Here is a 25,806-nt window from a genome sequence, read left to right as displayed (position 1 = left end):
TTCAATCCCGAAAATACTGCCTTATAAATTTTGAATGATCGATGAAATTATTTGAAAAAACTAGAAAGACCTACATTATCTATTCGGTTATTATTTTTATAATTTCCAGTACTGTCATTTATTTTACTTTAAAGCGTGTCATTACAAAGAAGCAAGACGAGAAATTGTTGTGGGACCAGGAACTCATCGCCAAAAAGATCAAATATGAATATCCGCTTCCAATTTTTGACGTAGAAGACTTTAAATCGACAAACCCGCCAAGGGACACTTTGTATTTTAAAGACACTTTGATGTATCAGGTTGTCAATAATAAGGAGAAATATGAATTATACAGGGAACTGACCTCAGTACAGACGCTGCAGGGGAAAACATATCAGATCAGCACCAGAAGCTCATTGGTGCGAAATCAGGATTTCATCCTTGCCATTACCCTATCTGTAGGGATTGTTGTATTGCTTTTGATCATAACGGTTTATTTTGTGAACACGATTATCATGCGAAATGTTTGGCTGCCTTTTTACAACAATTTGGAAACGCTCAAAAACTTTTCGGTCGAAAATGACAAACCGCTGGAACTTCAGGAATCAAATATTGATGAATTTCAGGAATTAAACAATTCATTGTCGAAGTTGACTAATAAAATCAAGTCTGACTTCAATAATTTAAAGGAATTTACAGAAAATGCTTCTCATGAAATGCAAACTCCTTTGGCAATCATGCAGTCCAAATCTGAAATCCTGCTTCAATCTGAAAACCTTACAAAAAGCCAGGTTTCCCAGATTAAAACAATTTATCAGTCGGTACAAAGGCTTTCTAAACTTAATAAGACCCTTTTACTGCTCGCAAAAATTGAAAACAGACAATTTAAGGATCTTGAGACCATAAATGTGAATTCTGTAATCGAAAGGCAACTTGAAATTTTTGAAGATTTTATTGAAAATAAAAATCTTACCGTTGATATGAGATCGACTCTTGAAGTTGAAATTCAGGCAAACCCATTATTATTCGATATGGTTGTTACCAACCTGATCAGTAATGCGATAAAGCATAATATCCCAGGAGGCCGGATCGAGATATTAACGACCAACTTATTTTTAAGTGTTTCGAATACAGGGGAGCCCCCTAAAATGCAGTCAACTTCACTTTTCGAAAGGTTTAAAAAGGAGAGTAACGCCTCCAATTCTTTCGGTCTAGGATTGGCCATCGTAAAAAAAATATGTGATAATTACAACTGGAACATTATACATTCGTATGTTGAAAATCAGCACAATATCTCAATCTATTTTTAACCAAAAGGTATATTTCAAAAATCTTTGCGCTTCTTCAGATTTTCTTTAGAAACGACGCTTACATTTGCCCTGTTATCTGATTGTTATAATTCTTATATAACTATTTCAGAACGTTCAAAAATTCATGCTATGAATACTGAAATAACAATGAAGATATCAGCATAATCTATCCGAAGGGTAATATTTTGAGGGGAATGGAACCTGCAAGACAGATTAAGCACATTGATTAAAACATTAACCTGTTTTGATTTGAATGAAAAAGCCTGTAATAATGTTTTTTACAGGCTTTTTTAAAAATATTATCAAATTTGAATAAAACTTCAGATTTTCTTCAGATTTGATAATTAAATTTACATCTGATTTAAATTAGAGTGCTTTGTACTTTGGTTTAAGTTATATTTCAAAAGTAAACTTTTAGTTTATAATAAAGTTGATCAGTTAGAATATTGGACTGAGGGGAATGATATCTCTAAATGGTTAACGTTTGCAAATACACAAATATTAAGCTATTTTAATTTGCATCAAAAAAGAGACCTGTATTAGAAACTTTCTAAGCAGGTTTTTTTTATGGTTTACAGCCTCCTGCTCCGCATCGTGAAAAATATCACCTCAGGAGCCAAAAATGTTGATAACTTCACAGTTTATAACTTCAAAAAAAGACCTAAAAAATGGGGGTTTTCTTATATTTGTACGTTTTAAATTTTTGGACAAAAAGAGAACTAAAAAATATGAGTGAAGAAACTAAAAAAAATCAATATTCTGCTGATAGCATTCAAGCTTTAGAGGGCATGGAACATGTTCGGATGCGACCATCCATGTACATTGGAGATGTAAGTTCAAGAGGACTTCATCATCTTGTATATGAAGTTGTCGATAACTCCATCGATGAGGCCATGGCCGGGCACTGTGATAAAATTGATGTTTATATAAATGAGGACAACTCTGTTACCGTAAGAGATAATGGTAGAGGAATTCCTGTAGACAAGCACGCCAAAGAAGGGGTTTCTGCCCTGGAGGTTGTCATGACCAAAATTGGAGCCGGAGGAAAATTTGATAAGGATTCGTATAAAGTTTCCGGTGGTTTGCACGGAGTTGGGGTTTCTGTTGTAAATGCCCTTTCGAATAAATTAAAAGCTACGGTTTTTAGAGATGGCAAAACTTGGCAACAGGAATACGAAAAGGGAAAGGCCCTTTATCCGGTAAAACTAGTTGGGGAATCAGATGGAAACGGAACAGAAGTAACCTTTCTGGCAGATGACACAATTTTTCAAACAGAAATAGTTTTTAGCTATGAGATTCTTTCTGCCCGGTTGCGCGAACTATCATATTTAAATCAAGGTGTTACGATCACAATTACAGATAAGCGACATAAAGATGAAGAAGGCAACTTTGTTTATGACAAATTTTACAGTGATGATGGCCTAAAGGAATTTGTAAGATACCTTGATGCCACCAGAGAGCAACTCATATCTGACGTGATTAGCATGGAAGGCGAAAAAAACGGTATCCCTGTTGAAGTCGCTATGGTGTACAATACCTCGTATACAGAAAACCTTCATTCTTACGTCAACAATATCAACACCCATGAAGGCGGTACGCATTTATCCGGTTTTAGAAGAGGATTGACACAAACGCTCAAGAAATATGCGGAAACATCCGGATTGTTGAGCAAATTAAAATTTGACATTGCCGGTGATGATTTTCGGGAAGGCCTTACTGCCATCATTTCAGTAAAGGTAGCTGAACCTCAATTCGAAGGCCAGACCAAAACCAAACTTGGTAACAGGGATGTAAGTCCGGCCGTTAGTCAGGCCGTTTCTGAAATGCTAACCGACTATCTTGAAGAAAACCCGGATGATGCTAAAATTATCGTTCAAAAAGTGATCCTTGCTGCTCAGGCAAGGCATGCAGCAGCGAAGGCAAGAGAGATGGTTCAACGCAAGACAGTGATGTCAGGAGGTGGACTTCCTGGTAAATTATCTGATTGTGCATGGAATGATCCTGAAAAATGTGAGATCTTTTTAGTCGAGGGAGATTCTGCGGGTGGAACTGCCAAACAGGGCCGTGATAGAAATTTTCAGGCTATTTTACCCCTAAGAGGTAAAATCCTTAATGTGGAAAAAGCCATGCAACACAAGGTTTTTGAAAATGAAGAGATCAAGAGCATGTATACAGCTCTTGGTGTAACCATAGGAACCGAGGAAGACCCCAGGGCCTTGAACCTCAGCAAACTGAGATATCACAAAATCGTGATTATGTGTGATGCGGATGTTGATGGAAGCCATATTGCCACACTTATCCTTACCTTCTTTTTCCGTTATATGCGTGAATTGGTTGAAAACGGTAATATTTATATTGCTGCCCCACCTTTATATTTGGTTAAGAAAGGTGCAAAAAAAGAATATGCCTGGTCTGATACTGAAAGGGATTTAATCATAGAGAAATTTGGTGGAGGAACCATACAGCGCTATAAAGGTCTTGGTGAGATGAATGCAGAGCAACTCTGGGATACGACTATGAATCCTGAATTCAGAACCATGCGTCAGGTATCTATAGAAAATGGCACCGAAGCGGACAGGGTGTTTTCCATGCTTATGGGAGACGATGTTCCCCCTAGAAGGGAATTCATTGAAAAACACGCAGTATACGCAAACATTGACATTTAAACATTAGACAAGACCCAAGATGCTGAAAAGACCTTGGGTTTTGACATTTAGAAAAACATATTTAATTAATTATAAATTCTAGTAACATGAAAGTAACTATAGTTGGTGCAGGAGCAGTTGGAGCGAGTTGTGCCGAATACATCGCAATCAAAGATTTCGCCTCTGAGGTTGTCATCATTGACATTAAAGAAAATTTTGCCGAAGGGAAAGCTATGGATCTTATGCAAACCGCCTCATTAAACGGTTTTGACACCTTGATCACAGGTAGTACCAATGATTATTCAAAAACTGCCAACAGTGATGTCGCTGTTATCACAAGTGGAATTCCGCGCAAACCCGGAATGACCAGAGAAGAACTTATCGGAATCAATGCCGGGATCGTCAAATCTGTTGCGAGCAGCGTTCTAAAACATTCACCAAACGTTATTTTTATCGTTGTAAGTAATCCTATGGACACCATGGCCTATTTAACACATAAGGCACTTGGTTTACCTAAGAACCGTATTATCGGAATGGGAGGTGCTCTTGATAGTGCCAGATTTAAATACCGCCTTGCAGAAGCTTTGGGCTGCCCTGCATCAGATGTGGAAGGTATGGTTATCGGAGGCCACAGTGACACGGGAATGATTCCATTGACGCGTCTCGCAGCGAGAAACAGTGTACCTGTAAGTAAATTCTTATCCGAGGAGAAAATCAGTGAAGTTGCAGAAGCCACTAAAGTGGGAGGAGCTACTTTGACAAAAATGCTCGGTACAAGTGCTTGGTATGCGCCTGGAGCGGCTGTATCATCTATGGTTCAGGCTATTGCCTGCGACCATAAAAAAATGTTTCCTTGTTCTGCACTTTTAGAGGGAGAATACGGGCTTGATGACATTTCTATAGGTGTTCCTTGTATCATCGGTAAAAATGGTATCGAATCAATTGTTGAGCTCGATTTAACAGATGCTGAAAAAGAGAAGTTGACAACCAGCGCTGAAGCCGTAAGAAAAACAAATGGCCTGTTGGAAGAAACAGTTAACTAATTCTCTTCCTTTTTAATATAAAAAAAGCCATCATTCTTAAGACTGATGGCTTTTTTCATTTGTTTTCAATACTTATGACAAGCCAGAGATCACACCATTTTCATCAATACTCATATTCTCGGATGCCGGATGGGCAGGCAATCCGGGCATTCTCATCATCTTACCTAAGATAGGTATGATAAATCCGGCTCCGGCAGCAATCTCAATTTCCCTGACAGTAACAACAAAATTCTCTGGTCGGCCTCTCAGTGCTTCATCATCGGAGAATGATTTTTGAGTTTTTGCCATACAAATAGCAAAATTGTTAAAACCAAGCCGATCAATTCTCCTTAGATTAAGTTCGGCCTTTTTATCATAATTCACGCCCGAAGCGCCATAAATCTCACGGGCTATTTTTTCGATCTTCTCTTTTACAGGAGATTTCCAATCGTACAAAGGTTTAAACTGCGACCGGTCTTCTTCCACAACTTTTTTAACTGCAAAAGCCAAATCTTTACAGCCTTCTCCCCCATTTGTCCAACCATTTGAAACAACCGCCTTAACCCCTAATTTCTCGCAGCCTTCGATTACAAGTTTAACTTCTTCAATACTGTCATTTATAAATGAATTAATGGCAACGACAGGTTGTATGTTAAATTTTCTAATATTCTCAATGTGCTTTTCCAGATTGGCAAATCCCTTGGCCACAAGGCCTACATCCGGTTTATTGAGAGCATCCGTAGCTGCTCCTCCATGGTGCCTAAGAGCCCTTATAGTGGCCACCAACACGACCGCTTTTGGGCTAAGGCCCGATGCCGCGCATATAATATTCAGGAATTTTTCTGCCCCGAGATCTGCTCCAAAACCAGCTTCAGTAACCACATACTTTGATAAAGACAAGCCCATTTTTGTGGCCAAAATAGTGTTTGTTCCCTGCGCAATATTGGCAAAAGGTCCTCCGTGAATGATAGCGGGATTTTTCTCCAGGGTTTGAACCAAATTCGGTTTGATCGCGTCTTTCAATAAAATCGTCATGGCATTCTCTGCTTTTAAATCCCTTGCAAAAACAGGTTTTTTATCAAAAGTAAAACCAATAAAGATATCGCCGAGTCGTTTCTTAAGATCCTCAAACCCGGAGGTCATGCAAAGTATTGCCATCACCTCTGAAGCAGGTGTAATATTAAAGCCATCTTCTCTAGGCACACCATTTGCTGTGCCTCCGAGGCCTATAGTAATATTCCTTAATGACCTGTCATTCATATCGATAACTCTTTTCCAGAAAATTGACCTCGGATCAATATTCAAATTATCGCTCGCCTGCAGATTGTTGTCTACCAGCGCAGACAACAAATTGTTTGCCTTCTCTATTGCATTGAAATCACCGGTAAAGTGCAAATTAATATCCTCCATAGGAACCACCTGAGAGTATCCGCCTCCGGCAGCTCCCCCTTTGATACCAAAAACAGGGCCAAGCGACGGCTCTCTTAAAACTACGGTTGCCTGCTCTCCAATTTTGTTTAAACCTTCTGTGAGCCCTATAGATACCGTGGTTTTACCCTCACCGGCAGGCGTTGGGGTTATGGCTGTTACCAAAACAAGGTTGTTTAAAGATACTTTTTTCTCGTCAATGAGGTCAAGGGGCAGCTTTGCTTTAAACTTACCGTACAATTCAAGATCGTCCTCATCAATTTTTAGTTTGGAGGCAATGTCCTTAATATGAATCAAAGTGGTTTTCTGGGCGATTTCAATGTCAGTTAAGTGTTCCATTTATCTTTTAGATTTACATTACTAAAATAGCAAAATTTCTGGCTAAAACTAATCCCAGAATTGCCCCAAAATTTAGGACTTATTTCTTTCAAAGCTAAATCTTTTGAGTATATTTGCCCGATTATATCAAAAATAAGATTTTAAATAAGATAAAGAATGCAAAACAAGGGACTTATTAGATTATTTGCAGTCATTTTGAGTGTGGTATGCATATACCAGTTATCATTCACGTGGTTTGCAAAAAATGTTGAGAATGATGCCGTTATCTACTCAGAATCCAAAGCTGATGCAACAGACACTGAAGCACTGCGTGTTATGGAAAGAGAATACCTGGATTCTGTTGCCAATGAACCAGTCGTTAATTTGGGTTTCACTGAATTTACTTACAATGAAGTCAAAGAAAAAGAAATCAACCTTGGGCTAGACCTGAAGGGAGGGATTAATGCGATTTTAGAAGTATCTGTTAGAGATATTTTATTCGGTTTATCGAATGAATCGAAAAATCCGGTGTTCAACGAGGCACTTATCAATGCCACAAAAGCGCAAAAAGATAGTGATAAAGACTATTTACAATTGTTCTATGAAGCTTTTGATGCAGCCAGCAACGGTTCGGTAAAACTCAGTGATCCCAGTATTTTTGGAAATAAATCCCTGAAAGATAAGATCAATTTCAAGATGACCGATGACGAGGTTAAACCAATCTTACAGGAAGAAGTAAAAGGTTCCATAAATACGGCATTTGAAGTATTGAGAAGCAGGATTGACCGTTTTGGTGTAACCCAACCCAACATTCAAAGAATTGGGGAATCAGGGAGAATTCTTATTGAACTTCCGGGTGCCAAAGACATTGATCGTGTAAGAAAATTACTGCAAAGTACTGCTGAATTGCAATTTTGGGAAGTATATACCAACCAGGATTTGGTTCAGTTCTTTTTATCTGCCAATACAAAGCTCGCCGAAATTTTAAAAGTTGAGGAAGTGACAGTCGAAAAGGATTCTGTACTTTCAAAGGATGATGAAATTGATGATCTTTTAGGAGAAGTTAAGGATTCGGTGGATTTTGAAAGCACCAACCCTTTATTCAGCAAATTATTTGTGCGTTTTCCGCAAACACAAAATGATATCAGTTCAATTATTGCAACTGCCAGTGTTAAAGACACCGCTGTTATCAATGAATATCTTGCGATGAAAGAGGTAAGGGCACTGCTTCCAAGTGAGTTAAAATATGCCAAATTCGCCTGGGATGCAAAATCGAACAATGATTTTATTAATTTTTATGCCCTGAAATCTAACCGTAACGATGTAGCACCGATTCAAGGTGATGTAATTTCAGACGCTTCACAGGTTTTCGATCAGTTAGGTGCTAACCCTGAGGTGAGCATGACCATGAATAGCAAAGGAACCAAGGAATGGGCAAAAATGACTACAGCCAATGTTGGAAAGTTCGTTGCCGTAGTATTGGATGACTATGTCTACTCGGCCCCGAGGGTTAATGATGCGATCACTACCGGAAGAACTTCAATTACGGGTCAGTTTACCATTGATGAAGCCCAGGATTTGGCCAATGCTCTAAAATCAGGTAAACTTCCGGCAGCAGCAAGAATAATCCAATCGGATGTTGTTGGTCCTTCTTTAGGACAAGAGGCCATTGACAGTGGTACCTTTTCATTTATCATTGCACTGGTCATTGTATTGTTATGGATGATCTTTTACTACGGAAAGGCCGGGATTTTCTCAGATATTGCACTGGCCTTGAACATACTTTTTATCTTTGGTGTACTTACTTCTTTCGGAGCCGTATTGACACTTCCAGGAATTGCCGGTATTGTACTTACCATTGGTATGTCTGTAGATGCCAACGTGCTGATCTATGAAAGGATAAAAGAAGAATTAAACAAAGGCAAGGGTTTAAAAGAATCGGTTAACGATGGTTTTGAAGGAGCACTTTCGTCCATTCTTGATGCGAACATTACCACCTTGCTTACAGGGATCATTCTTTATGTATTTGGTACGGGACCTGTAAAAGGGTTTGCCACTACTTTAATGATCGGTATTGTAACCTCATTATTTTCAGCAATTTTTATTACCAGGCTATTGATAGAATGGTATATTAACAATAACAGACAACTTACTTTTAATACAAATATTACCAAGAACTGGTTCAAGGACATTAACATTGACTTCCTTAAAAAGAGAAAGATGTCTTACACCATCTCCGGGATTATTTTAATTATAGGTTTGGGCTCATTATTCACTAATGGTTTAAATTATGGAGTAGACTTTAAAGGAGGTAGAACCTATACGGTAAGGTTTGTTGAGAATGTAAACCCTCCTGAAATTGCCAACACCTTGAAAGATGCTTTCGGAAGTTCTCCTGAAGTAAAAACTTTTGGTTCGGCTAATCAGTTGAAAATTACAACCAAATATAAAATTGATGATTACGGGGTTGCCGTAGAAGATGAAATCCAGCACTTATTATTTGATGGTTTAAAATCATTTATGCCGCAGGATATCAGTTTTGAACAGTTCAAGCCCGGAGATAAAGAGCTAAGTGTAGGTATTATGGAATTTTATATGGTTGGACCAACCATCGCCGATGATATCAAGCAAGCTGCTTTATGGGCCATTGTTGGTTCTTTAATCGTGGTGTTTATATATATCCTGATCAGGTTCAGAAAATGGCAATATAGTTTAGGAGCAGTTGCTGCGGTTTTCCATGATGTGTTGATCGTATTATCAATTTTCTCCTTATTCTATAAGATCCTTCCATTTGATATGGAGATCGGGCAATCATTTATCGCGGCTATCCTTACAGTCGTTGGTTATTCGCTTAACGATACCGTGGTTATTTTTGACCGTATTCGTGAATTTAGCAATAAACATCCAATGTGGAAATATTCTAAAACAGTGAATACCGCCTTGAGCAGTACATTGGGAAGAACAGTAAATACGTCTTTGACGACACTAATCGTGTTATTGGCAATATTTTTGTTTGGAGGTGACTCAATCAAAGGATTTATGTTTGCATTGATCATAGGGGTTATTGTTGGAACTTATTCGTCTTTGTTTATCGCGTCTCCTATCATGTATGATACAACGGAAAAACTGGATAAAAAGAAAAAGAACTAAAAATCTGTATCCTCTGTTGAAGGATGGTAAAACTATAAAAACCTTTTAGGAGATATTTCCTGAAAGGTTTTTAGTTTTTACCTATTTTTGCATTTTCTTATCAAATTAAGATAGTAAAGTCTTAAAATTATTTGTTATCAATGGAAAGTATAAAAATTCATGACAAACATTTCGTGTCTTTTATCGATCGTGACAGAATAAACAGTTATGTGAAGTTCCTGGCAAATCAGATCGCAGAAGATATTGGTCCGGATGAGGTTCCTGTTTTTATAGGGATTCTCAATGGTTCGTTTATGTTTGCTGCCGATTTTGTGAGAAATTACCCTCATGATTGTCATATAACCTTTGTTAAAATGGCATCTTATGAAGGTGTGAATTCCACCGGGAAAATAAAACATTTGGTAGGCATAAATGAAGATCTTACCGGTAAAACGGTTGTCATCCTTGAAGATATTATCGACACGGGTAATACCCTTGCAGAGATCCATGAGATCTTTCGCGACAAGAATGTAAAACAACTAAAGATTGCGACCCTGTTTTTTAAACCGGATGTTTTTAGGAAAGAATTACCTATTGATTATATTGGCAAATCTATTGAAGATAAATTTATTGTAGGTTATGGACTTGATTATGATGGCCTTGGAAGAAACTTGTCAGACATATATCAACTGAAATTATAAATTGATTCGTAAACTCATAACTCCAGATATAATTTAATTATCATGAAAAATATAGTTTTATTCGGACCTCCGGGAGCAGGTAAAGGCACTCAGGCAGAAGTATTAAAAAATAAATACGGATTGATTCATATTTCTACAGGTGACGTTTTCAGGTTTAATATTAAAAACAAAACCGATTTGGGCATGCTGGCAAAATCCTATATGGATAATGGGGATTTGGTACCCGATCAAGTGACCATTGACATGCTCAAGGCTGAAGTGAATAATAACCCCGGGGCAAAAGGCTTTATTTTCGATGGGTTTCCAAGAACGGAGTCTCAGGCAATGTCTCTTGATGAATTCCTTAAGGAAAAAAATACAAGTATAAGTGGGATGGTCGCGCTTGAAGTACCCGAAAACTTGCTGGTCGAAAGGTTGCTGAACAGAGGTAAAACAAGTGGCCGTTCGGACGATCAGGATGAAAGCAAGATCAAAAACAGGTTCAATGAATACGAATCGAAAACTGCCGTATTAAAAGAGTATTACGAGAAGCAGGGTAAATATTATGGAGTGGATGGCGTAGGTACTATATCTGAAATTACGTCGAAACTTGAAAAGGTAATAGACAGCCTGTAACGGATCATCCGTTACTGTGAAATAACCGCTATACAACCGTTATGACTGAAGGGAATTTTGTTGATTATATTAAAATCTTTGCCGCCTCCGGAAAAGGAGGCAAGGGCTCAGTGCACCTGCACAGGGAAAAATACATCACAAAGGGAGGTCCTGATGGCGGAGACGGAGGACGCGGAGGTCATGTGATCCTGCGTGGAGATAAAAATATGTGGACCTTGTTCCATCTTAAATTCAAAAAACATTTTAAGGCCGATCATGGCGGGGCAGGAAGCAAAAACAGAAGCACCGGAAAGGACGGTGAAGATGTCTATGTACATGTTCCTCTCGGCACCATTGTAAAAGACGGGGAAACTCAGGAAGTGCTTTTTGAGATCACTGAAGATCACCAGGAAATCGTCCTTTGCGAAGGAGGTATGGGCGGAAGAGGAAACTGGCACTTCAAATCGGCAACAAATCAGACGCCGAGGTACGCTCAACCCGGAATTGAAGGAAAGGAAGGTTGGTATCAGCTTGAGCTAAAACTTTTGGCCGATGTTGGACTGGTTGGTTTTCCTAATGCAGGTAAATCAACTTTATTGTCTGTACTTACTTCGGCAAAACCAAAAATTGCCGATTATGAATTCACGACGCTAAAGCCTAACCTCGGAATTGTGGAATACCGTGATTTTAAAAGTTTTGTTATGGCCGATATTCCCGGTATTATAGAAGGGGCGGCAGAAGGAAAAGGTTTGGGTCATAGATTTTTAAGGCATATTGAAAGGAATTCAAGCCTTTTATTCCTTATTCCTGCAGACAGTGAGAATATTCAAAAAGAATACGATATTCTTTTGAATGAGCTCAAAAAACACAACCCGGAATTACTGGATAAGGACAGGCTTCTGGCTATCTCAAAGTCTGACATGCTCGATGAAGAATTGAAAGCAGAATTGACTGATGAAATCCCAAAAGATTTGCCACATGTATTTATCTCCTCTTTTGATCAAACCGGGCTGGTGGAGTTAAAAGATAAACTTTGGGAGATGCTGAATGAAAGCGTTGTTTGAGGCATTACAAACCAAAATAGTTCTTGTCTGTTTTTCAGTTTAGGAAGTAATGGGGGAAATCCAAAGGAAGCTATCAACTATTCCTTAATTTCAAATAAACCCGATAACAACGACTCTATACTGAAAAACAAAAATATGACCAGCAGTAAAATCACAACCAAAATAATCATCCTGACATAATTCGGTTTTTTGCGTTTGATGAATTTCGTATCAGTCATAACATCACTCTTTAACTTCACCCCCTAAGTTACTGTTTTTATAACCTCGAAGCAAATAAATATAGCCGTATTCAACTGTTTTTCCTGATCTCAGAACCGGAAATTGACGCAACAATTCCATCTCGCTAAAATAGTCCTGCATGGTATTTCTGGGGTCCTTAAAATTTCTGCTATAAGTGATATAAATCCCGTTCTGACCCTCTTTTAAAGGAGGCCGGGTTTGATTGATCCAATAATACTTATGCATATCCTTCATGTCACCAAGAACATATAGATCCTTTTCCATTGGGCGGGCAACATAATAGAACAAATGAGATCCCGGGTACCATTTGTTTGAAATCAGTGGCAGCCCCGCCAATTCAGATCGATCAGTTTCAAGATGCTCCAGTTCATTTCTAAACTGATCCCAACCGAACATATCCAGGGTGGGGTCATTCTTTCCCAATTTTGTACTTTCTGTTTTTGAGTCGAAGGCGGAGTCTATGACCCAACCTCTGTTCACCACGCCCATTCCAATTAAAACAAGAGAAAAAACCATACATAATGTGAAGTACAGTAAAGGAGTTCGCGGCCGTTCAGAAAGATAAGCCGCAGCCAAAACTGCCAGGCAAAGAAAAGATACTCCCGACCAATGTGGAAGGGTATCCCTGTAGAGCGAAAAGAAAAGGGTTGTAACAATCAGGGGCAAACTGATAAACAGGAATAACCAGAAATACTGTAAATCTATAAACCTTTTGTTTTTAAAGGAGAACAAAGCGATCAGTATAATGATATAGTTATACGGATTATTATAGGCTATCTGTCCTACAACTTCCCTCAGGAAGGAATCCAGGTTAAAATTGAGGCTAAAAAGGGTTACGCGTTCTGAATGATAACTCATTCCGCTAAAACTGTTGAGGTAATTCCAGTATACAATGATAAAAACAATAAGAGCCGTAAAGCTTATATTGAGATAAAGTACCGGATTCTTTAGCTGATCCCTTTTATACAAGATCCAGTAAAGGCCATATCCGAAAAGCAGATACACCGCCTGGTATTTGGCATAGACAGCCATGGAAAGGCTAATCATCGATATGCTCAGGAAAAGGTTAATTTTAAATTTTTCCGTTGCTTTTTGATACTTGATAAAAAATAGAAGGGAAGTCATCCAAAACAATACAAGAGGGCCATCAGGCATGATAAATAAACCACTGATAATAAAACCATAAATACTTGTATTAAAAAGAATTGCTGCCAGCAATCCAGTTCTTTCATCTTTGACTTCCTTTCCAATAAAGTATAATAATATCGTGCTGAGGGTCCCGGAGATTATAAAGCCGAGTCTCAATGCCAATTCCGACTCAAACAAAAGATTGAGAGAAAACAACTGCTCAAAAAAACCAACCATGGGAGGATGGTCAAAATGGCTCCAGTCAGGATACCTGGCATAGGTCCAGTAATACACTTCGTCATTTCCAAGTTGTATATAAGACCCAACTATTACCCTGATCAAGGTGGAAATAATGATTAATAAACCCAGCTTTTGCTTATTCGTCATGCTTTTTACTGAATAGTTGCAACAGATTTTTATCGATCCAAGCCGTTTTAAATATACTCAAATTATCGACAAGGGAACAGCTAAATACTGCAATCATCGATCCGATCAGGGCCCCGGACAAAACATCCCCCAGAAAATGTTGTGACAAATAGACTCGTGACCAACCTGCCAGAATCGCAATGATCGCGAAGAGGATTTTGAGGAAATTGTTTTTTACGATGAGTATCAGGATCACAAAAACAGCAAATGCCGTAATGGTATGGCCCGATGGAAAACTATTCATTGCATGGGTCTTAACTCCTTCTACAAGATGAAGTACTTCAGCGTTTTCAAAATAGGCTGTAGGCCTCGGCATACCTTTAAATATCAATTGTTTCGCTATAAAAACGAATACCAGCGTCATTAAAGCCGCAACAAGTTCGTACAGAGCCCATCGAAATTTAACAAATGCCAAAATCACAATGACCACAGCGAATATGGCACCGTCGCCAAGATGGGTTGCATACTTAAAAAAAATATCGGCTGCCGGGGAATTCCATTTATTCACCAATAAATGAGATGGCCCCTTTCCGAAACTGATCATCAAAAAGCCAATGCCCAAAAGAAATGGCAACATCAACAAAAGGACGCTTTTCTCACCTAATAACTGCTTTAAATATCTCACTCTTTTATCAATTAAAACACACTTGCCGTTCTTTATATTTACACTATACCAGCTTCTTTTACTCCTCTCAACATTTCTCTTTTACCCGGAGGCCCGGGCAATCTCTCCACCCGGAGCCCAACAGCCTGCATCGCTCTCCTAACACTTCCTTTGGCGGCATATGTAACAAGTATGCCGTTTTTGGTTAAAGCATCATACATCTTCTTAAAAATGTGTTCAGTCCACAATTCGGGCTGTACTCTTGCGCCAAAGGCATCAAAATAGATCAGATCAAAGGCTTCTTTTCCCTGAAAATCCTCAAACATCATTTCTTTTTTAGTCAATGAGAAATTTGAGATGGGCTTTATGGGAACATCCCATTCGGCTGTTTGCATGAGATCAAACGCCTTAACCTGTTCTTCAGCCCCCAGCTGTTTGGGATAATGCAGTTCAGAGACCATTTCAATTTCCAAAGGATAGCCCTCAAGCCCCACATAATCAATTTTTAAATCCCTTTTTATGGCTTCGAGCAAACTGATAAAACAATTAAGGCCTGTTCCAAATCCCATTTCAAGAATACTTAGCCTGCTCCCATCCTTAAAGAGATCCAATCCGTTTCTGATAAAAACGTGATAAGCTTCCTGAATCGCTCCATGTTTCGAATGATAGTTTTCATCCCATTCGGGTAAATAAACGCTTAGCGAACCATCTGAGGTTTTTATAATTTTTCTTTCCATTCGTTTGAAATCGCTGCAAAGGTAAAGAATAAAAATACTTTCAATCGATCTTATCTTTATAATTCGTTGCAGACATACAGCTTAGAACAAAACGATAGAGAATACGAAAGGCCCAGATTGCGTCTTTCTCTTAACCGATTATACTCAGTATAAAAAGCAGCCAATTTTCCATTTTTTAAGCGATAATAATTACTTTTGTTTAAAATATCAGAACTATGAGTTTAGAAGTTAGTCAAAAGATCACCATACAAAAGGTAAAAAATTCAAAAATAAACCAGGTGGATTTTAACAATCTTCCATTTGGACAGGTGTACACTGATCACATGCTTGTTTGCGATTTTGAAAATGGTAAATGGAGCTCTCCAAAAATTGTGCCATACGGGGCCATAAGCCTAGATCCTTCGGCGAAAATATTCCACTATGGACAATCTGTTTTTGAAGGGATGAAAGCCTATAAAGATGCGCAGGACGACATATGGCTGTTCAGGCCTTTTGACAATCAGAAAAGATTGAATATATCATCTAAAAGACTCGCCATGCCTGAACTTCCTGAAGCTTATTTTATGGAAGGCCTGGAGGCACTGTTATTGCTTGAAAAAGACTGGATTCCAACTACAAAAGACAGCTCTCTGTATATAAGGCCATTTATATTCGCCTCGGGAAATGGCTTCCATGCCTCTCCTTCGGACAAATATAAATTCATTATTGCCTGCTCACCGTCAGGTCCCTATTTTGGTGGGAAACTCAAGGTTTTGATCGAACAGCATTATTCGAGATCTGCTAATGGCGGGGTTGGATTTGCCAAGGCAGGCGGTAACTATGCCGGTCAGTTCTACCCGACGAATCTTGCGATTCAAAAGGGTTATCAGCAAGTGATCTGGACCGATGATACAACTCATGAATACATTGAGGAGGCCGGGGCCATGAATATCTTTATCAGGATCAACGACACGCTGATCACGGCGCCAACAAGTGACAGGATACTAGACGGTATAACCAGAAAAAGTATTATTGAAATAGCCAAAGATCAGGGAATTGCGGTTGAGGTCAGAAATATTTCAGTTCATGAGATCATTGAAGCCTCCGATAACGGCAGCCTTAAGGAAATGTTCGGTGCCGGTACTGCTGCAGTTATTTCGCCAATTTCAGGTTTTGGTTATCAGGAAAAAGACTATGTCCTTCCTGAGTTGGACAATACATTTGCTGCTACATTGAAAAAACAGATTACCGATATCCAGTACAATCGTTCTGCGGATAAATTTGGCTGGCGATACAGTGTGAAATAATATCAGGGCCTCATTTTACAATGAGGCCCTTTTGCTTTTTGCACTAAGGCGCTGCATTCAGTATTGAATCTATATTGGGTTTAAAATAATTGGGGCCTTTCATGACCTTTCCGTCCTCGCGATAAATTGGATTGCCATCGGCGCCTAACTTACTCATATTGCTTCTCTGGATTTCGTTGAATACTTCTTCAATTTTATATTGCATCCCGTGCTCCAGAATAGTACCGCACAGTATATACAGCATATCTCCAAGCGCATCGGCTACTTCAACCAAATCATTATTTACGGCAGCTTCAAGGTATTCCCTGTTCTCTTCATCCATTAAATCAAATCGGAGCTTTAACTTCTGTTCTGATAACCTTGCCACCGGCTGATGCTGCACACCTAACCCGAATGCTTCGTGAAAATCCTGAACTGCCTTTATTTTATTCTTCATCTGAAACTATAAATATTTTATTAAAATCTGAGGCGGAACAATTTTCATCATCAAAGCCACCAACCTCCACCTTTTGGTTATGTATGCTTTTCTCTTCTTCTTCTTTATAGCCAAATAGATTTGCTTAACCGCTTTATCAACCGGAGCCATCCAAAAAGTTGGCCCGGTAATAATATCTGTATCAACATATCCAGGGAGAATATTGGTAATTGATATTTTGGCCTTCTTTGTTTTACGGGCCTTCATCCATAAAGATTCCATGTAACTTGCCTGAAATGCCTTTGAAGCATGATAAGCCGGAACATGTCGGTTGCCCCTTAGCGAGGCAATGGAAGTAATACTTACCAGATGGCCAAAACCCTGATTTTTAAAGTAATTATATGAAAGCTGGTATACTTTTGTTGCCCCCATTACATTGGTTTCCAAAGTAGGCAGGTCCTTTTCCCATTCCAGGTTAAAATTATTCTCCCCTATTCCCGCATTGTGCACAATAAGGTCAACTGTCTCAAAAATAGCAGGAATTTCCTTAAAAAGTTTTTCTGTTTCCTCAAGATCAGTAATATCATGCCTCCTTGTCATGTATTTATCAGGATTTTCATCCTTGACAGCAGCGAGCATCTCCTGGCGCCTGCCGGTCACCAATACATTGTAACCATCATTTACAAGAAGTTTCGCCAGTTCTTTACCTATACCTGAAGTGGCACCAAAAACGATCGCATTTCTACTCATATTGTATTACCTTTGCAGCCTTAAATATAACTAAAATGTTTAGTAGAGGACAACTTATTTTCGCAGCCATCTTTGCTGTTTCTTTTATTATCCTGATGGTATTTAGCTACCGGAAAGATGTAAAACTGCACAAGTTATATTATAAAAAAGTCTGGATTGTGGCCCTCGGTATTTTTTTAGCCATTGCACTTTTCGCAACCATTACTTTCTGGTTGCACTGATCATTTGGACATAGGGTCAAAATTCAGCCTGAAAATCAAATGGTCTCAACCGGTTTTTCAACAGCCACTATTTTATACAATTTATCACTGGGTCGAATCCTGAATTCAAGAGGCAAGGTAATGTTATCGCCCCTCTTGGCAACTTCCCCCTTTTCATCATTGACATACATTTCTTTGATCGTTAGTTCTTTTGCTCCTGTTGTTGGACCTGTGATCAAAATCTGATCACCTATCTTAAGATCAAAAGCTTCCAGTTTGAACTCTCCGATATTCGCCTTTGGAAAAAAGTGTATTCCTTTACCGATGTAAACCTTTTTCTGGGTAGCATGCGACCCCGATCCTTTACTCCATTCTCCGAGCTTTTGGCCAAGATAATAACCATTCCAGAAACCTCTGTTATAGACTTTTTCAAGCTCCAGCATCCAGCCGATTACTTTTTCTTTATCATAGGTTCCTTCAGACAAAGCATCAATAGCCTGCCTGTAGGATCTAATAACACTGGCAACATATTCGGGAGCCCTGCCACGACCCTCAATCTTCAGTACCTTTATCCCTGCATCCGCCACCTGATCGAGAAAATCAATGGTGCAAAGATCTTTAGGCGACATAATGTATTCATTGTCAAGTTCCATTTCAAAACCGGTTTCCTGATCGATTACCGTATATTTTTTCCGGCAATTTTGTTTACAGGCCCCGCGGTTGGCTGAAGAATTATGGGAATGCAGGCTCATATAGCATTTACCTGATACAGCCATACATAGCGCTCCATGCCCAAAAATCTCTATTTCCAATAACCTTCCTGATGGCCCTTTGATCTGTTCCTTCTCAATTTGTTCAGTAATCTTCTTCACCTGACGCAGGCTTAATTCACGGCTCAATACAACCGTGTCGGCAAACATGGCATAGAACTTCACGGTTTCAATATTGGTGATGTTGATCTGAGTTGAGATATGCACTTCGATCCCTTCTTGTCTGGCCATGGCTATAACTGCCTGATCCATTGCTATTACTGCCGAAATATCAGCTTCCTTTGCTTTTTTCAGCAAGGTTTTTACAATACTGAGATCATGATCGTAGATGATTGTATTTAAGGTAAGATATGTCCTGACATTCTTTGTCTTACACCTTGCAGAGATCTCGATGAGATCGTCAAGTGTAAAGTTGATGGAGGCCCTTGCTCTCATGTTCAATTGCTCCACTCCAAAATAAACAGAATCAGCTCCATTATCCAAGGCTGCCTGCAAGGACTCAAAATTTCCTGCCGGTGCCATCAACTCAATTTTATTATTTCCGTTTAATATCATAACCTATTCTTAGTTTTTTAAGAGCCGCAAAATTACGATTTATTATTTAATCAATAATTATCTGTTAAAAATTAAGCGCCTGGCCTTAAATTTGATATAATTTAAACAATTTGACATTTAACTAAACAGAGATCCGTCAACATCGGTATTTATTTAGCATATTTGCAGCTTGAAAATTGAAAATATTAAATTGAATAAAATGAAAATTGCAGTAGTAGGTGCTACCGGAATGGTAGGAAACGTGATGTTAAAAGTTCTGGAAGAAAGAAATTTTCCCTTAACGGAATTATTAGTAGTGGCCTCAGAGAGATCAGCAGGTAAAACCCTTGTCTACAAAGGCGAGGAACATACCGTAATTGGGCTCCAGGATGCTGTAGATCAAAAGCCGGATATTGCCTTGTTCTCAGCCGGGGGAAGTACTTCATTAGAATGGGCGCCTGTATTTGCAGCTGCCGGTACCACTGTAATCGACAATTCATCTGCATGGAGGATGGATCCGGGTAAAAAGCTGGTTGTTCCTGAGATCAATGCCGGGGAATTAACCAAGGAAGATAAAATTATTGCCAATCCAAACTGTTCGACCATTCAAATGGTTGTAGCATTGGCACCATTGCATAAGAAATACGGTATCAAACGACTGGTGATTTCCACGTATCAATCTATATCGGGTACAGGTGTTAAAGCCGTTCAGCAACTTGAAAATGAATACAAGGGAATTAAAGGAGAAATGGCTTATCCATACCCTATTCACAGAAATGCTTTACCTCATTGTGATGTTTTTGAAGAAAATGGGTATACCAAGGAAGAAATGAAACTCGTTAATGAGACCCGTAAAATACTGAATGACGACAGTATCGCAGTGACCGCCACCGCAGTGAGAATACCTGTGGCAGGAGGCCACTCTGAAAGCATCAACATTGAATTTGAAAGGGATTTCGACATCAATGAACTCAGGCAGTTACTTCACGAAACCGATGGGGTGGTAGTGAAAGACAATTTGGAAACCAATACATATCCTATGCCTATCTATGCAGAAGGAAAAGATGATGTTTTTGTGGGCCGTATCAGAAGAGATGAATCTCAGGCGAAATCATTGAACATGTGGGTAGTGAGCGACAACCTGAGAAAAGGTGCCGCGACAAATACTATTCAGATTGCTGAATACCTTATCAAACAAGGTTTGGTTTAATCTTGAATACATAAAAAAAGGCTGTTTTCGATGAAAACAGCCTTTTTTTTACGGAGTAATTTCCTGCTTATTTTTCTACTTTCAAAACATCCTTGATAATCTCCTCAAGATTGTGTTTTGGCAAGGCTCCCTGTGCCATTTGAGGCTGCTCGTTGGAAGGGCAGAACAACATAGAAGGAATACTTTTGATACCAAAAGCAGCAGATAGTTCTGCTTCAGCTTCAGTATCAACTTTATAAATATCCACTTTATCTTTATATTCTTCTGATAACTCTTCTAAAATTGGAGCCACCATTTTACATGGTCCGCACCAATCAGCATAAAAATCTATAATACAAGGTTTGTCACCCTCAAATTTCCATTCTTTATTATCTTCAAAATTAAACACTTTCTTTAAAAATGTCTCTTTGGTTAACAACTCAGTCATAATAACTATTTTAAATATTAAATCTTATTTTCAAATTAACAGCAATACGCATACCACTTTCAATTAAGGTACAAAGTGACGCATTTTTTGACATTATGTCGGTCACTATTGTTACAGTCGTTTAATATCTCCTTACATTACAAAATACGAATACAGAACCGTGGATAAACTTGTTCAATGTAAACCTTAGAATAAAAAATCCCGCCGACAGGCGGGATGATGATATGGGAAAGGCTAAATTTTGATATTAGCCTTTTTCATGCTATAATGAAATTCCTGGTATAACTCCAGCAAATTCATGATTGCAGAAATAAGATCTTTCGTTTCTAATAAATTCCCAAAATACAAAGTTGTGTTTTTGGCACTTGATTCTTCAGTCCTGATTCTGCCAATCTGTTTTTCAATAGATTTTGAAACATGGTCAAAAAGCTGCTGCTTCTCGTCAATAATTTTTGAAATGTCCCCAAACCTCCTCTCATGGAAAATGACAGAAATTTCTTTCAACATCGTTGACAGGAGATCATCTATAATCTTCAAATCCTCGATCTGGCTCTTATTAAGCTGTTTGTGGTTATTATTGACATGTTTGTAACTAGCTTTAGAAATATAACTGATAGATTGAGACACGTCCTGAAGATAACCCAAAACCAACAAATAGAACCTGCTGGCTTCCACAGAAGAATCATCTAAAGATTTTATAAAATAAAAGGCCTCATCTTTTAACATATCAACCTCATCATTTAATTTCAGCACATGTTTGTCTGTCTTTTTGAGTTTGCCAAGATCTTGATGTGACAGGTTAGTGACTACATTGGTATACAATTTATTGGCTCTTGAAACCACCTCTGAAATATGATCAGAAGTTTCCTCGATAACTTCCTTTGCAGTTATTAATTCTTCCCTTTTGATAACTCTCTTCAGAGCCGCCTGATTTTCTTCCTTTTTATGTTTTACAAAATTGCGAACAAGAATAAAAAGAACCAGCAATAAAAGCAAGCTAATCGCTGAGATACCTCCTAAATGAATCAAATAAGTAAAAATAGCTGCCGTTACAAATGCAATAAATGCAGTAAAGAACCATCCTCCAATCACATTTAACACCCCAGCAACACGGTAAACAGCGCTTTCTCTGTCCCACGCTCTGTCAGCTAACGAAGTACCCATGGCGACCATAAAAGTTACGTATGTGGTTGACAATGGTAATTTATATGAAGTTGCAATGGAGATCAAAATCCCGGCGACCATAAGGTTAGTAGAAGCCCTGATAGCATCAAAAGCAGGTAACTCAAATACCTTCTTTTTTGGAAGGTTTACAACGGGTTTTTCAAATCTTTTGTTAATTCCTTCGCTCATCTTTTTAGGCAGCAGAAAACCCAGGCCATTAATAATACCTAAGCTTGAACGGACAAGGACTCTTGAAAGTGAATTCGGTTGAAATCTTTCATGGCCTTCACTTTGTCGGGCCAGGTTAACTTCTGTTGCCGCCACCTTCTTGGCTTTGGATGAAAACCAAAGCGTTACAACCATGATTGTTCCTGCAATAAGCAGAAATATTGTAGGGGTAGGAACTTTTCCGGCAAGTACGCTCATATTAAATTCACTGGCTGAAACCCCAGAGGCACTCCAGGCCTCATAAGAATTCCATGCCGCCATCGGAACACCTATAAAGTTTACTAAATCATTGCCCGCGAAAGCCAGTGCCAACGCAAAAGTTCCAACGGTAATAATGATCTTATACAGGTTTATGTGAAAATATTTAGTCAGTACATAGGCCATTGAAGTCCAAATAAAGAATGCTAACAGAATAATATACACTTCATTACCGGTTAAAATGCCTTCGATATCCTTATAATATGCAGTACCCTTAAGACCCTTCATAAAAATAAAGTATGTAATTGAAGTCAAGGCTATACCAGTGAAAAGTGCTCCATAAACTTTGGGTTTCTGCTCAAAATTAAAAGTAAGAAACAAACGGGAAAGATATTGTACCAGAGCCCCGATTGAAAATGCCACAATAACCGAGAGAAATATTCCGGAGATTATTAAAACAGCTTTTTCAGTGTTGATATATTGACTCAAATTAGCTATGGATTCGGTATCTGAAACCGCAATTTTGATCAGGGCCATGGCAACGGCCGCTCCCAATAATTCAAACACTATCGAAACTGTCGTTGAGGTCGGCATTCCCAGCGTATTAAAAAAGTCCAGCAGCAAAACATCCGTGATCATAACCGCCATAAAAATGATCATGATCTCATTAAAGTAAAACTCTCCTGGGTTAAAAATTCCCTTCCGGGCAACTTCCATCATACCACTCGAAAAAACTGCGCCCACCGCAATTCCCAAACTCGCCACAATCATTATGGTTTTCATGGATACTACTTTGGATCCAATCGCTGAATTCAAAAAATTCACGGCATCATTACTTACCCCTACTACCAGATCAACCGCCGCAAGAGCGATCAAAGCAACCAACATTAAAATATAGATATTCTCCATTATTTTAGGCTTAGAATTATGATGCAAATCTATGATACAAAATAGGTTTCTATGTTAACTAAATGTTACCATTTAAAAATTATGCCTAACCTTAATTTAACGCTTTGATTACATATCAATCATTTTTTAATCATTCATCTTTTCAATAGTCATGACATCAAAAATATATAATTTTTATTTTCTTTTATATTTGAGCACCGCCTAATTTTAACAATTAATATCATCCAAATGGTCTTATATTTGTCAAAATTTGCTTTATGTATAAGACAATGTTTCTGCTGCTATCAGTTATTTTGCTTGTTAACAGTTGTAAAAAATCTAAAGACCAAACCATGTATCAGGACAATAAATTCACCAACAGCCTTATAAACGAAACCAGTCCTTACCTCTTACAACATGCCCATAATCCCGTGAATTGGTATGCCTGGAATGACGAGACCCTCGAGCTTGCAAAAAAAGAGAACAAACTACTTTTAATCTCTGTGGGCTATGCGGCCTGTCATTGGTGCCATGTTATGGAACATGAAAGCTTTGAGGATTCAACGGTAGCGGCAATCATGAATGAGAATTTCATCAACGTTAAAGTGGATCGTGAGGAAAGACCCGATGTTGATCAGGTATACATGAATGCCGTGCAGTTACTTACAGGCAGAGGCGGCTGGCCCTTGAACTGTGTTGCCTTACCTGATGGAAGGCCTATTTGGGGTGGTACGTATTTCCCAAAGGAGAACTGGATGAATGCCTTGAATCAATTGGCCGACTTGTACAAAAATGAACCCGAAAAAGCCGAGGAATATGCGACTAAACTTACAGAAGGCATCCAACAATCAGGATTGATCCGGTTAAATGAAGAAGCTGCTAGTTTTGACAAAGAAGAACTGAAGAAGTCCATAGAGAATTGGCTGCCTACCATGGATTTAAAAAATGGCGGAAGAACCGGAGCGCCGAAATTTCCAATGCCTGGAAATTTGCATTTTTTATTACGATATGCTCTACAAAGCGGCGATCAACAGATTATGGACTATGTGAATACTTCCCTGACTAAAATAGCCTATGGAGGAATTTTTGATCAGGTAGGAGGCGGTTTTGCCCGGTACTCTGTTGACGATCACTGGCACGTACCTCATTTTGAAAAGATGCTTTACGATAACGCTCAGCTGGTTTCTTTATATGCCAAAGCCTATCTAGTTACCAAGAATCCGTTGTATAAGGATATTGTTTACAGAACCACAGAATTCGTTGAAGCAGAGCTTTACAAGGATATTGGGGCCTTTTACTCTTCCCTGGATGCCGACAGTTATAATGAGGATGGTGAATTGGAAGAAGGTGCTTATTACGTTTGGAAGAAAGGTGAACTGCAGTCAATCCTGGGTGATGATTTTGAACTTTTTGCCAGCTATTACAATATCAATGGCTATGGCAAATGGGAAGAAAACAAATATCATTTGATCCGATCGATCTCCAAGGAAGAATTTATAAAGGAACACGGGATAAGCCTTCTTCAGCTTGAAGAAAAACTCAGTCAATGGCACAACCTTCTGTCAGTAGAAAGAAACAAAAGAGACAGGCCAAGACTCGATGACAAAACACTAACTTCATGGAACGCGCTGATGCTCAAAGCTTATGTTGATGCCTACAGTGTTTTTCAGGAGAAAAAGTTTCTGGTCATGGCACTAAAAAATGCACATTTCATCGTCAATAATATGATGAAAGAAGATGGGGGGCTTTACAGGAATTTTAAAAACGGAAAAAGTAATATTGAAGGCTACCTTGAAGACTATGCAACGGTTGCAGATGCTTTTATCAGTTTATATGAAGTTACATTAGACGAAAACTGGCTGCAAACCTCTAAACAGTTAACCGACTACTGCTTTGACCATTTTTATGACGATAGCAGCAAAATGTTCTTCTTTACTTCCAATAAAGAAAAAGGGCTGATTGCAAGAAAATTGGAATCTGATGACAATGTCATCCCATCATCCAATTCAATTATGGCCAATAACCTTTTTAAGCTGGGTCACTATTACGGGAATAGGCACTATGCAGAGAATGCCAAAACCATGCTGAACAATGTTAAGGAAGCGGCTGTTACTTATGGATCGGGAGCTTCAAACTGGTTGAATTTATACAGTAATTATTTGGGAGACTTTTATGAAGTGGCCATTGTTGGTTCAGAGGCTCCTCAAAGGTTAAAAGAATTAAATGAGCAGTATTTTCCAAATAAGTTGATCGTAGGGAGTGTAAAGGAAAGTTCATTACCCCTGCTCCAGTATAAATACAACGAAAACGAAACCACAATTTTTGTTTGTGTTGACGGAGCCTGTAAATTACCTGTAAAGGAAACTGAGAAGGCCCTTGGGCAAATGAACATTTCATTTTAAACATACCTG

The 25,806-nt window shown here is 38.7% G+C and carries 20 protein-coding genes; 11 read left to right on the top strand and 9 right to left on the bottom strand.

Translation table 11 applies throughout. The features are described from left to right. Nucleotides 1-41: 41 nt before the first annotated feature. The 3 genes from AABB81_RS15215 to mdh all read left to right on the top strand — a co-directional run bounded on the left by AABB81_RS15215 (nt 42) and on the right by mdh (nt 4,977). Nucleotides 42-1,289, top strand: a complete 1,248-nt coding sequence (locus tag AABB81_RS15215) for a sensor histidine kinase (RefSeq protein ID WP_342161418.1) — start codon at nt 42-44, stop codon at nt 1,287-1,289. A 728-nt stretch (nt 1,290-2,017) separates the two neighbouring features. Further along, entirely contained in the window at nt 2,018-3,955 is a 1,938-nt protein-coding gene (gene gyrB, locus AABB81_RS15210; RefSeq protein WP_342161417.1) for a DNA topoisomerase (ATP-hydrolyzing) subunit B, read from the top strand. 86 nt (nt 3,956-4,041) lie between these two features. Next, nucleotides 4,042-4,977 carry a malate dehydrogenase gene (mdh, locus tag AABB81_RS15205; RefSeq protein WP_342161416.1) on the top strand — a complete coding sequence of 312 codons (936 nt, stop codon included), beginning with the start codon at nt 4,042-4,044 and terminating at the stop codon, nt 4,975-4,977. Nucleotides 4,978-5,049: 72 nt separating this feature from the next. On the opposite strand, the gene AABB81_RS15200 is transcribed toward mdh, so the two are convergent. Then, complete coding sequence (locus AABB81_RS15200) at nt 5,050-6,723, bottom strand: formate--tetrahydrofolate ligase (RefSeq protein ID WP_342161415.1); 1,674 nt, start codon at nt 6,721-6,723, stop codon at nt 5,050-5,052. A 156-nt stretch (nt 6,724-6,879) separates the two neighbouring features. Here AABB81_RS15200 and secDF point away from each other — a divergent pair, with 156 nt between their 5' ends. From secDF to obgE, 4 genes are all read left to right on the top strand, one after another. Continuing rightward, entirely contained in the window at nt 6,880-9,852 is a 2,973-nt protein-coding gene (secDF, locus tag AABB81_RS15195) for a protein translocase subunit SecDF (protein WP_342161414.1), read from the top strand. Between the two features lie 140 nt (nt 9,853-9,992). Further along, a complete protein-coding gene (locus tag AABB81_RS15190) occupies nt 9,993-10,532 on the top strand; it encodes a phosphoribosyltransferase (RefSeq protein WP_342161413.1) in 540 nt (179 codons plus the stop codon). Between the two features lie 42 nt (nt 10,533-10,574). Continuing rightward, nucleotides 10,575-11,147, top strand: coding sequence for an adenylate kinase (locus AABB81_RS15185; protein ID WP_342161412.1), 573 nt, complete (start codon nt 10,575-10,577; stop codon nt 11,145-11,147). Between the two features lie 41 nt (nt 11,148-11,188). Next, nucleotides 11,189-12,190, top strand: coding sequence for a GTPase ObgE (obgE, locus tag AABB81_RS15180; RefSeq protein ID WP_342161411.1), 1,002 nt, complete (start codon nt 11,189-11,191; stop codon nt 12,188-12,190). A gap of 222 nt (nt 12,191-12,412) precedes the next feature. On the opposite strand, the gene AABB81_RS15175 is transcribed toward obgE, so the two are convergent. The 3 genes from AABB81_RS15175 to mnmC2 are packed head-to-tail and all read right to left on the bottom strand — an operon-like array spanning nt 12,413 to nt 15,325. Then, complete coding sequence (locus AABB81_RS15175) at nt 12,413-13,945, bottom strand: ArnT family glycosyltransferase (protein WP_342161410.1); 1,533 nt, start codon at nt 13,943-13,945, stop codon at nt 12,413-12,415. Beyond that, nucleotides 13,935-14,609 (bottom strand): phosphatase PAP2 family protein, encoded by a 675-nt coding sequence (locus tag AABB81_RS15170; protein WP_342161408.1) that lies wholly within the window; start codon nt 14,607-14,609, stop codon nt 13,935-13,937. The genes AABB81_RS15175 and AABB81_RS15170 overlap by 11 nt, the downstream gene beginning before the upstream one ends. 38 nt (nt 14,610-14,647) lie before the next feature. Continuing rightward, the gene (gene mnmC2 / locus AABB81_RS15165; RefSeq protein WP_342161407.1) at nt 14,648-15,325 is read right to left on the bottom strand and encodes a tRNA (5-methylaminomethyl-2-thiouridine)(34)-methyltransferase MnmC2; all 678 of its coding nucleotides are present in this window, start codon (nt 15,323-15,325) and stop codon (nt 14,648-14,650) included. 215 nt (nt 15,326-15,540) lie between these two features. Between mnmC2 and AABB81_RS15160 the strand changes: the two genes are divergently transcribed. Next, nucleotides 15,541-16,611, top strand: a complete 1,071-nt coding sequence (locus AABB81_RS15160; RefSeq protein ID WP_342161406.1) for a branched-chain amino acid aminotransferase — start codon at nt 15,541-15,543, stop codon at nt 16,609-16,611. Nucleotides 16,612-16,654: 43 nt separating this feature from the next. Here AABB81_RS15160 and AABB81_RS15155 read toward each other — a convergent pair whose 3' ends face one another. Beyond that, a complete protein-coding gene (locus AABB81_RS15155; RefSeq protein WP_342161405.1) occupies nt 16,655-17,047 on the bottom strand; it encodes a pyrophosphohydrolase domain-containing protein in 393 nt (130 codons plus the stop codon). A 6-nt stretch (nt 17,048-17,053) separates the two neighbouring features. Next, the gene (locus tag AABB81_RS15150; RefSeq protein ID WP_342161404.1) at nt 17,054-17,776 is read right to left on the bottom strand and encodes an SDR family NAD(P)-dependent oxidoreductase; all 723 of its coding nucleotides are present in this window, start codon (nt 17,774-17,776) and stop codon (nt 17,054-17,056) included. Between the two features lie 35 nt (nt 17,777-17,811). Here AABB81_RS15150 and AABB81_RS15145 point away from each other — a divergent pair, with 35 nt between their 5' ends. Then, nucleotides 17,812-17,997, top strand: coding sequence for a hypothetical protein (locus AABB81_RS15145; RefSeq protein WP_342161403.1), 186 nt, complete (start codon nt 17,812-17,814; stop codon nt 17,995-17,997). A gap of 35 nt (nt 17,998-18,032) precedes the next feature. On the opposite strand, the gene AABB81_RS15140 is transcribed toward AABB81_RS15145, so the two are convergent. After that, nucleotides 18,033-19,301, bottom strand: coding sequence for a peptidase U32 family protein (locus AABB81_RS15140; protein WP_342161402.1), 1,269 nt, complete (start codon nt 19,299-19,301; stop codon nt 18,033-18,035). A 199-nt stretch (nt 19,302-19,500) separates the two neighbouring features. Between AABB81_RS15140 and AABB81_RS15135 the strand changes: the two genes are divergently transcribed. After that, nucleotides 19,501-20,490 (top strand): aspartate-semialdehyde dehydrogenase, encoded by a 990-nt coding sequence (locus AABB81_RS15135; RefSeq protein ID WP_342161401.1) that lies wholly within the window; start codon nt 19,501-19,503, stop codon nt 20,488-20,490. Nucleotides 20,491-20,557: 67 nt separating this feature from the next. On the opposite strand, the gene trxA is transcribed toward AABB81_RS15135, so the two are convergent. Both trxA and AABB81_RS15125 read right to left on the bottom strand, forming a co-directional pair. Continuing rightward, nucleotides 20,558-20,917: a thioredoxin gene (gene trxA, locus AABB81_RS15130; protein WP_342161399.1), complete on the bottom strand. Its 360-nt coding sequence runs from the start codon at nt 20,915-20,917 to the stop codon at nt 20,558-20,560. A 234-nt stretch (nt 20,918-21,151) separates the two neighbouring features. Then, nucleotides 21,152-23,416, bottom strand: coding sequence for an inorganic phosphate transporter (locus AABB81_RS15125; protein ID WP_342161398.1), 2,265 nt, complete (start codon nt 23,414-23,416; stop codon nt 21,152-21,154). 257 nt (nt 23,417-23,673) lie between these two features. Here AABB81_RS15125 and AABB81_RS15120 point away from each other — a divergent pair, with 257 nt between their 5' ends. Beyond that, complete coding sequence (locus AABB81_RS15120) at nt 23,674-25,797, top strand: thioredoxin domain-containing protein (RefSeq protein WP_342161397.1); 2,124 nt, start codon at nt 23,674-23,676, stop codon at nt 25,795-25,797. Nucleotides 25,798-25,806 lie beyond the last annotated feature (9 nt).

It is taken from the genome of Lutimonas vermicola, assembly GCF_038433205.1.
In the GTDB taxonomy this organism is placed as follows: domain Bacteria; phylum Bacteroidota; class Bacteroidia; order Flavobacteriales; family Flavobacteriaceae; genus Lutimonas; species Lutimonas vermicola.
This window is presented reverse-complemented; position numbering and strand designations above follow the sequence as displayed.